Below are 12640 nucleotides of genomic sequence, written 5' to 3' on the forward strand. Positions count from 1 at the left end.
CCTGGGAGGTCTATCGACTGCGCTGGAGCATCGAGTGTACGTTCAGCAGCATGAAGTCGCGGGGCTTCGACCTGGAACGGTCAGCGGTGACCCACGCTGACCGACTGGAGCGGTTATTTGGACTGGTCACGCTGGCCTGGGTGTGCTGTTTGAGGGTGGGCGTCTGGATGAACGCGTGCAAACCGATTCTGATCAAGGCTCATGGTCGCCGCGCAACAAGCGTGTACCAGTATGGCTGGCAATATCTGGCGAGAGCGCTGAGATGGGATCGCCCACAGGCCGAAGCCTACTTTGGCCTCCTGAGTCACCCTTTTCCTGCGCTCAGCACCGCCTGAACTCAAGTTGTCCGGTACTGAAGCCTTGAGGTCACTCCACCAGACTGAGGGGTACGCCTGCTTGTAGATCAAGCGTGCCAGCAAGAGAGCAATCAGCATGGCGTCGGTGACTTTCTGGTGACGACACTTTTTTTGATCGCTGAAGTGCTTTTTAGTCCAGCGGTGAAGGGTGCGAATATTGCGCCGACGGCCTAAACTGTGATGGAGACGATATCTAGCCATATCGTCTCACTTTTTATCGTCTGAGTGGGGAAAAATCTACTCTGGTTCAAGCCCTAAACGGGGTAACCCTGGTGAGGGTCACTGGGCCGATCTGGTCGCAGGACCACACGGTCCCCCGAAAACCGGCCCAGCTCAAGGGACAGTCCCTACTGCGCGGCCCCAAGCCCCCCGCCGAGGTTTGGATCCTCAGAAGCCGCGAGGTACCCGCGAATCACGCGCTCGAAAGACAGCGGCGTGGGCAGGGTGGTGCCCCCGCCGTGGCCCCCGTGTCCGCTGCTCAGCCGGCCCACCAGTCCGGCCAATCGGTCAGGACCGTCGCCCGGCTGCGTGAGCAGCACACTGATCTCCAGCGGGCGCGGCCCGACCGCAGGCTGGGCTGGGCTGGAGGCAGGCAGAACGCCCCGGCCCGCGTTCTCCTCACCGTGCTGCCCCCCCTCGCGCCTGCCCGTGCAGGACGGCCCGCTGTCGGCAGACAGGTAGGTGGGGATCTGGCACCCCTGAACCCGCAGCAGCCTGGGAGCCGGCCTGGTGGGCCCACAGGTTCGTGCCAACTCGCCAGCGTGGGTTGCCTGGCCGGGCAGGGCGGCGCCACAGCCAGGCCCGCCGCCGATCACCTGCGGGGCATTGTCCTGGCGGATGCGGACCAGCCGCAGACCGGCGCGCTGCCACGGCGACTTCATGTTGCGGTTGCCCAGCGCACCGAAGGTGATGTTTTCCACGTCAATGCGGCTGTCGGCCAGCCAGGGCCACAGGTTCACCGCGTGGGTGCTGTCGATGATCACCAGCGGCGATTCGCCCCCGTCTATCTCACCCTCAATCGTCTGATCGACAAAACTCTGGTACTGCGCCTGACGCTGACGCGGGTTCACGTCGCTGTTCAGGATGACCGGGCTGGCCCCGGCCAGGCGCGTCAGGATCTGGCACGGCGACTCCCACGGGGTCAGCCGCAGGTTGTGGGGCGCGGTACGGTCCTCGTAGGCGAGGCGGACCTCAGTCCGGGCCGTGCGCGTGCAGGACCGGAACGCCAGCGCCACGAAGTGACGCCCGAACTGGCTGCTGTCGCGCTGGATGGCGGTGAAGCCCAGGACCACCTTGGGAGCGTCAACCGGCAGTGAAGGCCCAGGCACACCATCCAGCGAACCCAGCGCGCCGTGCTGTCCCCAGGTCAGGTGCGTCCAGGCGTGGCACAGCCGCCGGTGAAAGTCTGCGGTGGAATCAACCACCCCGGCGTCCAACGGCAGCAGGTGCTCGCCCGGCACCTGGGCCTGGCGAATCAGGGCCTGCCGCGCGGCGCTCCAGTGGACCTGGGGGTCAGCCCCAGTCCCGCCGCCAGACGCCCGGTCTCCATGCGGCGCGATCAGCAGCACGCCGGTCACGCCCTGCTCAACGTCGATCTCCCGGATGGCCTGGACGGTGTCCTGCCACGCTGCACCATGAACGCCTGCCAGCAGCGGGAGGGTGGCGACGGTGACCCGGTCACCGGTGGACACCTCGATGGTGGCGCGGGCCAGCGCTGCCTCGGCCCCGCACGACGGGTGGTGGACGATGACCAGCACGCTGCTGGCAAGGTCTGGCTGCCCGGCCATACCCAGGGTGCGGGCCAGCCAGGGCAAGTCGTCTTGACCGGCGTTCTGGTCCGGGTCGGCCGAGGCGGTGCTGGCCGGTGCGTCGCCGCAGAGCCTGATCTCGCCGACGCTGGTCCACGCCTCCAGGCCCAGCGGCGCGAGCAAAAGGGCCACGTTCCGCATGGCCTCGGCCCTGTCGCGTTCGGACACGCGGGTGAGCACGCGCTGGCCGCAACGGGTGTGCCGGTGGAGCACCACCTCGGCGCGGCCACTGCGCTGATCTGCCAGGTCGGCGGCACGGACGGTCTCGTCCAGCCCGTAGGCGCGCGCCAGTTCCCGGTATTCGCTGTTGACGCCCTGGAGGCTGGCCCCGGCGCTGACGGTCCAGGGGTGGGCGAGCTGGCCCAGCACGTAGCCGGTGATCTTGCCCTGCCGCAGGTCAGGTGCCCGGGGGGTCACCCAGTGCTTTCTGTACAGTTCCAGCGCGATCAGCGGCTGGGAAAAGCCGGGCAGGCTGAGGATGCGGACGCCCACCACCAGGCTGGACGCCTGCCCCTCCTCCTCGCGGACCGGGGCACCGATGAGTTCGGCCCGGCCCTGGGTGTGGCGCGGAATGACGCGGCGCATGGCCCCGTTGCCAGCCAGGATTGCCTGGCCGTGCAGCGCCCGGGCCACGGCGTCGGCCAGCGCCGGGTACGACAGGAAATGGCCAGGCCGGGTCGTTCCGTTGCTGCTGGGACGCACGTTCCAGAGGTGGACCGTGGGGGTCAGGGTCTGGACGCCGAACAGCGCTTTCCTGTCGAGGAGGTCCTGGAGGTCTTGCACTGCTGCCAGCACAGCCGCGCGCACGGCCTTTTGCGAGTCATCGTCGCCGTCCCGCGCCCTGCCGATCCCGGCCAGGGAGCCGGTGATCCAGGCCTGCGTCATGGCCGTGCCCCCGGCCAGCAGGCGGTCCCGGTCAGGCTCGGTGGACCAGGCCAGTTCCCCCCGCTGGTCACTGGTGGCGGTGCCCAGCTGGTCATCCAGCCGCTGTAGGCCCGGGATGTGACATTCGGCCAGAGCGCGGAGCGTGCGCAGGGGCACGGTCCGGAGCAGCACCCTCAGCCGGCCCACCACCTCAGCGGCTTCCGGCTGCCAGCCCAGGACGTGCAGCAGCGGCGTGACCAGCGAGACACCCTCGGGTAGCACGAAACACTGCGGCATGCTCTGCTGGGGTTTTTCCCAGGTCAGGGTGGACGGCCCGGATGTGGGGGCGGGCGATGACACGCACACGTCGGGTGCCGCGCCGGTTTCTGTGGTCGCCTGAAGGCACAGCTGGGCGGTGATGGTGGTGGACGTCAGGGGGTTAGCCATGGCATTCAGCCTGGCATAGCCCCCTTTGACGAATTTTTTTCCATGTGATCTCTGCCCCAGGGGTTAACCAGCCAGGCCCACCCTCACGCGCGAACGCTGGCTCCAGCGTGAGGGTGGGCCTGCTGGACGCCCTGGAATCCACACTGGAGGCGGGCGGCCACACGGTGGGCGATGACTGCCCACGGCGCGTCTGTTTCCCGGGGCAGTTCCCTGCACAGGGTTTTTGCCGCGTCGCCGGCCGCTGTTGACGCAGTGGGTGGCGCAGTGGATAGCGCAGTCAACCCACCTGGGCGGCCTTGAACACAGCCCGGGCAACCCCTGCGTGGTGACGCGGCTGGCGCTGCACAAGAGGCCGACGTGGCGGCTGACGCGCCTAAATCCTGGATCGCCCTCAAGGTTTGCCCTCCTGGACACTCCACGCAGCAGGGACCGAGCCACCAAAAAAGAGGGGGCGGCGCTCGATCAGGGCGAGCGCGTGCCGCTCCTGCCGCAGCCGTCACGCGTCCAGGTAGAACTGCTCGGCGGCGTCATGGACCCGCTGACCCTCGTGGCCCAGGCTGCCCGATCTGGTCGCGTACCGCCCAGGTGTCGCCGAGATCGCCCGGCGGCGCCCCCGACACAGGCGGTGCCAGCGCGCTTTGAGGGCTGCTTGAACCTCGTCGCGTTCCTGGATGGGCTGTGTTCTGGGCTGGACATGCGTCCGCCCGGACCACACCGCGCAGTCACTGGCCCCGGCGCAGATGCTGACGTGCCCGCCGTCATCCCGGCACCACGGGGCGTCCAGATCTCCCAGACCGTCCAGGGCGCGCGCGGGGGACCGGCCCTCAACCCGTTTCTGGGGTCTTCAGCGGTATCGAACACCCAGGTGGTCTCGGCCACGGTTTCGCCTTCCCCGTCGGCTTGCCGGGTGACGACAACACGGCCATCTTCGAGACGGCGGGCCGCCAGGTGTTCGGTGTGCGGCCGTTGACCGACGGGCCGCGGCCAGGACGGCGTGCTGACCTCGGCCAGCTGAGCAGCCATCAGCCGCAGCGTCTGCGGGGCGCCCGTGGGCGGGGCGAGGAGGTTCAGGACCGCGCGTCCCCAGGGGGCGGGCCCTGTCGGGCCACCCACCGCCACCGTACATCTGGGCGTTGCTCAGCCTTCCAGTGTGCCGGACCGCTGTTTCCCGTTGCCGAACAACACGTCTTGACCCAGCGGGTCCCCGGTACGCGGCGACGCCACGCGGGTCAGCTCCTGTGCCAGTTGTTCCAGGACCTCGACGATCGTGTCTGAGGCGACGGCCTGCGACAGGCGGCGTCCCCACGCCTGCGGATCCTCGTGCCCGCCGTCGAGGCGCTGCCGCAGCGCCTCCTGATGCGGCTCCTTCAGGGTGCCCTTGCCCAAGGCCCGCACCAGCCGGATCACGTCCGCGCTGCCGTAGACGACGTCCGGCTCTGCTGGTGGCGTGACCGCGCTCGGCGGTGCCACCGGGGCAGGAACCACCGGCGCCACCAGCGCGCCGTATCGGTCCGGATCGTCCAGCACGTTGCACAGCAGGCCCGTCCAGTTGGCCACCTGTTTGCCCCTCGCTTCCGTCTCCGCCCGGACCTGGCGCGCGCGGTCCAGGCACTGCCGCACGCCCACGGCGCCGTGCCGCCGCACGAAGCTGGTGGCCCGGGACCGCGACACCCGGTCGCCGCACAGCAGCGCCACCGATTCGGCGTCGGGTCCGGCGTCAGCGATCTCGAGCCGCGCGCGCCGCCCCTGTCCGACTGGTTGGGCGCGGCTGACGTAACCAGCCACGCGCAGTTCTTCCACCATGGCCAGCAACGCGCGCCGGGCGTTGTCCGGGCGGCCGGACAACCCCAGAACCTCGCACAGTCCCAGGAGCGGCAGGCTGAGCGCCCCGCTGCCCGCCTGACCCGGCAGTTGTTGCAGCGCGTCGAGCACGCCGTACAGCGCCAGCGCGCTGCTGGGAATTTCGGGGCGCCAAGTGGGTGCAGGGTTCGCCCGGACCCGCAGCACTTGGGCCAGCATCTCTGGCGAGACCTCGACTTGCAACTCGCCGCCCGGCAGGCGGAAAGCCGGCATCACGAGGCGGAACTCGCCGGTCAGGCCCAGGAACGCCGGAGCCTGATGGACCGTGTAGGTTACGGCCGCCAGACGGTCCAGCGCGGCGAACAGGGCCTCGTGCTGGCGGCCGCCGTACCCCAGCCCGGCCGCCTGGAGCAACGCGGGCACGGTGAGGCGCACCTCGCCGGCCTCGGTGACGTGCCGGGTCAGGGCCAGCAACACCCGCAGGTCCGCTCCGTGCGGCAGCGCCGTGGCGCTGCTGGCGGTGTAGGCGAGCGCCACTGTGCTGAGCGTGACGTCCACCGAGCGGACGGTGTCGTTGCTGGTTCGCGCCGCACTGATAGGGGCCAGAAGGAGAACGGAGGGCATGGGATCAACCTGCATGTCTGCATCCTGGCAGGGGGGGCTTGGGCGATTTTTTGACCTGCCGGTTGGTCTTTGGTGTTTGTTCTTTTTTAAAGAAAAAACAACACCAACACACAAGGACCGGGGCCGGCAGGGCAAGAACACCGTACCTGACGCCTGGGCGGCTACTGGAATCCCTCAGCCGAGACGGGTTTCACCTCACGGATTCAGGCGTATCTCCTCAGATTAGACACGGTGGTCCTCGGCCGCGACAACCCCCTCACCCCACCCCCTCAAAGGCGACAGATTCTGGAAATGGGCTGCTGGTGCGGCCCGGGGGGTCTTTCCACTGCGCCGAGACAGGCGGACACTCTCAGCCGAGACGCGCGCGGCCTGAGCGGCAGACCAACCCTGGTTCTGCTGGGATCCAGGCCAAGGGCGTGGCGCAGGAGCCAGGGGCGTGAAGACGTCCAATCAAACCGCTCCCGCCGCGCCTCACCCTGTAGGCCCTGACCTGGCAGATGACGCCTGCAGAAGGCGCCAGACTGCGCCTGGACCAGCTGAAGGTTCTGAACTTGGCCAGCTGCCCTGCCAGCGGCCAGGTGCCCAACCCCAGCCCCGAGGGCAAACAGATCCGGTATCAGCTGACCGTCCTAGCCCTGACCGGCGTTCACCTCTGAAGAAGCGTCATGGCCCAGGAATGGGCGGCGAACCGATCTCGTGTTTGGGGTGCACCCGGTGGGACACGTGACCGATATCTCGCGTCACGGCCAGTACCGGCTGCTGCGGCGGTGACCCGTGGGTCATGGCCGGACCCTGCCCACACCAGGACGGTGCAGCAGGCGAATGCGGCGCTGCACCACGCGCAAACGGTGGACGCCGCCGCCGTCAACCACGCGCTCCGCAGGCCACTGGGCGCTCAGGGCCAACGCGCCGGGTCCGGGTGCTGGGGGGACCGACGGGCCCTCCGGCGCACGTTGTGCCGCGCCTGGGCTGACCGCCGCTCCACCGGAACCGGTCTTCCCACCTGGCCCCCGCCAGACGTCTTGCTCTCGGGTGTGCCGTGGTTTTTCCGGGGGCGGCCTCTTCTCCAGTCCTGAAGTGTCTGGTTCTCGCTGCGCTGAAATTTGCGGCCAACCCCCCTGTGCCAGTCTTTGGTTCGGGGACAACGTTGGACTGACCCCAGGAGGCACATATGAAGAAGGATCTGTTCACGCCCACCCTGCCCGGGCACCGTCCGCCGAACCTGGTTCTGGCCGGCACGTTGATGGCCCAGGCCAGCGCGCCGCCGGCACAGCTGCTGACTCTGGACCCCGCTGCGTCCACGCGCCGTGAGGACCTGGCCGTATTTGACCTGGGCGGCGGCCAGTACGCGGTGACCCGCCAGCCGGTGGCCGATGGGGGCAGGCAGGCGGGCCCCTGGACCATCCAGGTGTGTGCGGACCGCAGCGAATTGCAGATGGTGTTGAGCAATGGTTCCGTTGAGCGCGGCCTGTTGCACCTGGCGCTGGGCGACTGGGACTGGAACCGCTGCCTCTCCTCGGGTGATCAGCTCGATCTGAACGCCAACGATGTCGCGTGCTACGTGTGGTCGGCAGTCTGCCACGGTCAGCCGCTGCCGCGCATAGAACTCCTGTTGACCGAGGACGTGACGTGGAATCAAGTGATGGACACCGCTTCGCCAGGGGATTTCGCGTCGACGTCAGCACTGGGCGTCTTCTTTGACGAGGCCCGCAAGAACGTGCTGAATGACGCTGGCTACAGTAGTGTGTATGACTGCGGTGAAGATGAACAGGAGGGATGGGAGTACGGCTGCGTCCTGAATTGGCTGGCGGACCATGAGGAGCAGGACAAGCGCATCTGGGTGCGCTGGCAGGAGGCGCGGGTTCTGGACCTGATCCGGACCATGACGCTGAGCCCACAGACCGCTCGCTAGCGGTTTTCACCCCCCGTGCATTCAGGAGCAACGCGAAACTGCGGGGAGTCCAGCCTGTGCCATGCGCGGAGGGTTGACGCCTCAGCCACCAGGCCAGAGGGACGCCCGCCGCGCCGCTGGCTGAGCGGCAATGCGCTCACCGCCGTTTGCCTGGACACGCGGGGGGCCGCCAGTGATCCGGAAGGCGCGGGCTCAACGCCGGCATTCACCTGCTGGACGGCAGAAGAAAGGTGAGGGAAAGTCCAGGTCTGGGCCGACGACATCAAGGCGTCATCCACCCAGGTGTCGGTTCATCCTCTGGAGGCGACTTCACGGGGTGGTTCAGGGCTGGCGTAACGCTCCAGTCTCAGCAAAAGGGGGCAACGGGGCCAGCAGATCACGGGTGACCAGCGAGAGAACGCGTCTGTCTCCCACGGAAACCGGGCGGCGCGGTCAGGAAGCGCCCGTCGGTGGTTACCCGCATGCACATCCGCTTTGCTCGCGTCGCCGTTCGGCCAGGCGCGTTGGGCCGGAATCTGGCGCAGGCCCTCCACCGACACGGCGCTCAGTCTCTGGCGTGACTGCTTTTGCGTTGGTGGCCGACCGCAGCCAAAGACCGTTCAAGGGGGTGGTGCAAGGATCAGCAGATGCGCAATCCCCCGAGCTCCAGCACCACCGCCGCCCTGCCGATCCTGCGCGCCGCTCTCAAGATGCTGCCCGGCGTTGACCGGGTGTCGACGTCCCGCAGCGGCACGCTGGCCTTCTTGCACGTCAATGTCGCCGGGTGCCGCGTCCTCGTCGCCGCCGCGTACCCCGTGGCTGGTGTCGTTGTCCCGCTGGCGGCTGTGCCAGATCACTCTCCGTTGAACGAAGCGGTGTGCGGCGCTGCCCACGCCCATCATCTGACCATCCTTCACGGCGTGCGGGACCGCCTGTACTTCAGTGAGAGACCGTCGGTTCTGAGCCTGTTTTTACCCGACGAGGCCCAGTTCATTCGCGAAGGCGAACTTGCCGTGGCCCAGTTCATCCGGGAGGGCGGACCCGTTGCCCCCGCCATGGCTCTGGAGATGGCCCAGGCGGAACGGCGGCTCGTCGATTTGGCCGGCATGAAGTTGCGCACCGGCGTGGCGCTGCTCACCGGCGCGCCGCTGGAGATGCGCACCCTGGATTTTCCGCTGGTCGACGCTGAGGTCCTCACGTGAAAGCTGCGGAACCATTGACTGCGCCGCCTTCCTCATCAGAATAGTCCTGGAGATCTCCTTTCCAGAATTTCCGTGTAAAAGGCTGTTCCAGACGGATTGGATCGCCCGCTTTGTGTGCCAAATTTCCATTCATGGTCTCATAGGCCCCCGCCTTCCCCTCAAGCCCTACCCGGACGCGCCTCTCCTGGACCTGTACAGGTGGCGGAGTGACCTCCGCCACCACACCGGGTGCACTCTTTCGCGGCCGGTCCAATGCCGCGTGGTCCTGTCCGCCTGCCACGCTGCTGGGCCAGGCCGGCCCCCATCCTGAACTGGGGATGAGGCTTGGCTCCACTGCGGAGGTTGCCAGAGGGGGCGGCCGTGGCCGGTGGTGGCGGCGAGGATGATCAAGCGTGACACCCTATGTGCGGTGCCCGCTCCTGTCTGAGGTTAGATCGTTCTGTCTGAGGAGCTGTGGACCGGACCGGCGATCACCTGCCCACCCCGAGAGCGGTGCATGCCCGCCGCCCGGTCAACACGCAGGACGACGACTGCCCAGATCCTGAGGCCAGTTGCAGGATCGGAGATGTTCAGCGTGCCGTGGGCCAGCCAGCCCAGGTGACTGCACTGTCCGCTCTCGCTGCGCGCCGAGCCGCCCACTCCCTCCGCGACCAGCGCAGCAAGCGAGATCCCGTTGGCCGGAATGCCCCAGGATGCGCGCTCCCTGTCAAGCATGACGGTCATGGCGTCGGGCGTCGGACCGGGAACCGCGGTGCCGGCGCTGAAGGTGACCTTGCCGTTCCTGCCGCGCACCTTGATGCGTGGTCTGGTGGCGTATGGGACCGCACGTGCAGTGTGTCCACCGTTTCAGGCGGTCTTTGTTCATACCAGGCGGCCTCAGGAGGGCCGCGTGTGGACTCCCGCCCCCATCCGCACCCCACTTCCCCGCCTTTGACGGGGGAGGGGCGCAAGCTCGTGACTTCAGTCATGAGTTAGCCCCTTTCGCCCCGAAAGGGGCGACTGAGAGCGGAATCTATTGCTCTGCTTGAGTGACATATGTTATCCTCCAACTGGAGATGAAAAAGGGTCGCGGCTACGTCTACAAGCTGGAGTACCACCTCATCTGGGTGACGAAGTACCGTCATCCGGTGTTGGTGGGCGAGGTTGCGGACGGGCTGAAGGACATCTTGCGTGACATCGCCACCCAGAACGGGCTGGAGATTGTCGCAATGGAGGTCATGCCTGACCACGTTCACCTCCTGCTGTCGGCCACTCCGCAGCACGCCATTCCCGACTTTGTGAAGGCGCTGAAGGGGGCCTCCGCTCGCCGGATGTTCTCGACCTTCCCGCAGTTGAAGCAGAAGCTCTGTGGCGGGAACCTCTGGAATCCGTCCTACTGCGTCCTGACCGTCTCAGAACACACCCGCGCTCAGATTCAGAAGTACATCGAGGAGCAGCATGCCGCAGAGCCACACTGACGTGCGGCCCTTCGGGTTGCGGCAGAAGGCGTTTAAGGTTCGCCTCTGCCCCACGGCAGAGCAGGCGGCGCAAATCAACCGCACCATCGGCTCTGCCCGGTTCGTGTACAACACCTTCCTCGCCCGTAGGAAGGAAAGCTACCGGGAAACCGGGAAGGGGCTGACCCGCTTTCAGTGCGACAAGGAACTCACCGCGCTGAAGCGGGAAGAGGACACGGCATGGCTGCGCGACGTGGACAAGTTCGCGTTGCAGCAAGCAGTGCGCGACCTCGACCGGGCCTACGAGAACTTCTTTCGGGATTGCAAGAAACCCAAGGGCCAACGCAAGTCCGGGTTCCCTCAGTTTCACTTCAAGAAGGGGCAGAAGCAGAGCTACCGCACCAACTTCACCAACGGCAACATCGCCGTCGCCGAAGACCGCCTGAAGCTCCCCAAGCTGGGCTGGGTCAAGTTCCGCAAGTCGCAGGAGGTGCAGGGGCGCATCATCAGCGTCACCGTGCGTCGGAACGCGGCGGGAAAGTATTTCGCGTCCGTCCAGTGTGAAGTTGAAGTGGAACCCCTTCCCGCCAGCGGGAAGGCTGTCGGCCTCGACCTCGGCTTGAAGTCCTTCCTCGTCCCCTCCGAGGGGGAGCCAGTCGGCAACCCCCGGCACTACCGCGCCAACCTCCGCAAATTGAGGCGGGCGCAACGCACTCTGTCCCGTCGCCAGAAGGGAAGCAATCGTCGCCAGCGGGCGAAAACCAAGCTCGCTCGGGTTCACGAACGCATCTCCAATCTGCGGCGGGACTTCCTGCACAAACTCAGCACCGACCTCATCCGGGGATACGGCGTCATCTGCATCGAGAGTCTGCGTCCGGGGAACATGGCGAAAAACCGTTCTCTGGCGCAAGGCATCATGGACGCCGGATGGGGCGAGTTCCGCCGCCAGTTGGAATACAAGTCCGAGTGGTACGGCAGAACCCTTGCCCCCATAGACCCCTTCTTTCCCTCCTCTCAGCTGTGCCACGACTGCGGCTTCCAGAATCCCGCCGTGAAGGACTTGGCGGTGCGGGAATGGACTTGCCCGCACTGCGGGGAGACGCACGACCGCGACCTGAACGCTGCCCTCAACATCCGAGACGAGGGCTTGAGAATGGTGGCCGCTGGAACGACGGACACCAAAAACGCTCGTGGAGAGGGTGTGAGACCAGCGAATGCTGGCAGTCCTCGCTGAAGCGAGAATCACGCGACTTTAGTCGTGTGAGGTTCACCTGCTCCACTTCACCGGCATGCGCCGTCTCGATCCGTTTCAGGGCCTTGTGTTCGTGCCACTGCCGCCCACTGGCAGCAGGTCACGTCGTCGGCCATGAGGTTCAGAATTTCGCCGTGCGGCCTTCTCAGGTCAGGCTGCGGCCCTTGTTTTCGGCGAAACGGGCGACCCAGTCTCCAGTCCGCCCCTGCAGCCCACCGCCAAGGGAACGGCCAGCCCCCGTGCCAGCGGCTGGCCGTTTCATATTCAGCGCGCCGGGTCCATCAACCGCTGCACTGCTTCCGATGGCGGCCACTGCTCCTCATCCAGCCCGCGCAACAGAGATCCCACAGGCCACGCGTCCCAGCGCAGCTCCACGTCGATCAGCCAGCCGTCGACGCCGTTGTATGGCCCGCGCTCAACAAAGGTCCAATCGGTGAGGCGCGCCCCACCCAGCTCCAGCTCAGGAGCTGGGTCCGGAACGCCCACGGCACGCGCCCACGCCGACGCCGCCCAGCGCGGCAGGTGATCCGTGCCGACAGTGACTTCGCCCGGTACCCCTGCGAGTTGCAGCGTCTGCGCGCCGACCGGCGAGATCAGGCCGTCGCCAGCGAGCGTCACCGGCTCCTCCACGGCGACGGGCTCTCCTGCCCGCGCGATCCGGGCGCGCTGATCCTTGACCGCGTGGTGCAGCAGGCCGATGGGAAACGTCGCCAGCGCCGGGAGGGCCATCAGCGCCCGCAGCTCAGCGGCAGCGCTGCACTCAGCGTGCTTAGGGCCGCCCAGCAAGGCCGGGAGCGAAGTGACCTGACCGCTTTGCGCGAGTGTGGCCTGATCCACGCAGGCCTGGCGGACCACGCGGGCCTGCGCGCTGAGCTGGGCCAGGGCCTGTTCCTGGAGAGGGTTGGGGAAGAAAGGGACGGTGTAGGTGTGGAATTGGGGTGTGGTCATGGTGTCTCCTTG

General features: G+C 67.1%; 9 protein-coding genes and 1 pseudogene. 5 read left to right on the top strand and 5 right to left on the bottom strand.

Translation table 11 applies throughout. The annotated features are described in order from the left end of the window. The coding region (locus Q319_RS27145; RefSeq protein WP_029482883.1) for a transposase at positions 1-335 on the top strand (335 nt) is incomplete at its 5' end. 9 nt (positions 336-344) lie between these two features. Here Q319_RS27145 and Q319_RS26255 read toward each other — a convergent pair. The 3 genes and pseudogenes from Q319_RS26255 to Q319_RS0112770 all read right to left on the bottom strand — a co-directional run. After that, positions 345-557 (bottom strand): annotated as a pseudogene (locus Q319_RS26255) (IS982 family transposase); the annotation flags it as partial. A 146-nt stretch (positions 558-703) separates the two neighbouring features. Further along, positions 704-3475: an RNaseH domain-containing protein gene (locus Q319_RS0112760; protein ID WP_029482884.1), complete on the bottom strand. Its 2772-nt coding sequence runs from the start codon at positions 3473-3475 to the stop codon at positions 704-706. Positions 3476-4612: 1137 nt separating this feature from the next. After that, entirely contained in the window at positions 4613-5914 is a 1302-nt protein-coding gene (locus Q319_RS0112770) for a replication initiation protein (protein ID WP_029482886.1), read from the bottom strand. 1156 nt (positions 5915-7070) lie between these two features. On the opposite strand from Q319_RS0112770, the gene Q319_RS0112780 reads away from it, so the two are divergent. Together Q319_RS0112780 and Q319_RS0112785 are read left to right on the top strand one after the other, a co-directional pair. After that, complete coding sequence (locus Q319_RS0112780) at positions 7071-7811, top strand: hypothetical protein (protein ID WP_029482887.1); 741 nt, start codon at positions 7071-7073, stop codon at positions 7809-7811. 626 nt (positions 7812-8437) lie between these two features. Continuing rightward, positions 8438-8992, top strand: coding sequence for a hypothetical protein (locus Q319_RS0112785; RefSeq protein WP_029482888.1), 555 nt, complete (start codon positions 8438-8440; stop codon positions 8990-8992). A 429-nt stretch (positions 8993-9421) separates the two neighbouring features. On the opposite strand, the gene Q319_RS0112790 is transcribed toward Q319_RS0112785, so the two are convergent. Next, a complete protein-coding gene (locus Q319_RS0112790; protein ID WP_029482889.1) occupies positions 9422-9784 on the bottom strand; it encodes a hypothetical protein in 363 nt (120 codons plus the stop codon). 236 nt (positions 9785-10020) lie between these two features. On the opposite strand from Q319_RS0112790, the gene tnpA reads away from it, so the two are divergent. Together tnpA and tnpB are read left to right on the top strand one after the other, a co-directional pair. Beyond that, positions 10021-10449 (top strand): IS200/IS605 family transposase, encoded by a 429-nt coding sequence (tnpA, locus tag Q319_RS0112795; protein WP_081846030.1) that lies wholly within the window; start codon positions 10021-10023, stop codon positions 10447-10449. Further along, the gene (gene tnpB, locus Q319_RS0112800; RefSeq protein ID WP_156039326.1) at positions 10430-11662 is read left to right on the top strand and encodes an IS200/IS605 family element RNA-guided endonuclease TnpB; all 1233 of its coding nucleotides are present in this window, start codon (positions 10430-10432) and stop codon (positions 11660-11662) included. Before tnpA ends, tnpB begins: the two co-directional genes overlap by 20 nt. 282 nt (positions 11663-11944) lie before the next feature. On the opposite strand, the gene Q319_RS0112805 is transcribed toward tnpB, so the two are convergent. After that, complete coding sequence (locus tag Q319_RS0112805; RefSeq protein ID WP_029482892.1) at positions 11945-12628, bottom strand: hypothetical protein; 684 nt, start codon at positions 12626-12628, stop codon at positions 11945-11947. Positions 12629-12640 lie beyond the last annotated feature (12 nt).

The sequence above is a fragment of the Deinococcus marmoris DSM 12784 genome, assembly GCF_000701405.1.
In the GTDB taxonomy this organism is placed as follows: domain Bacteria; phylum Deinococcota; class Deinococci; order Deinococcales; family Deinococcaceae; genus Deinococcus; species Deinococcus marmoris.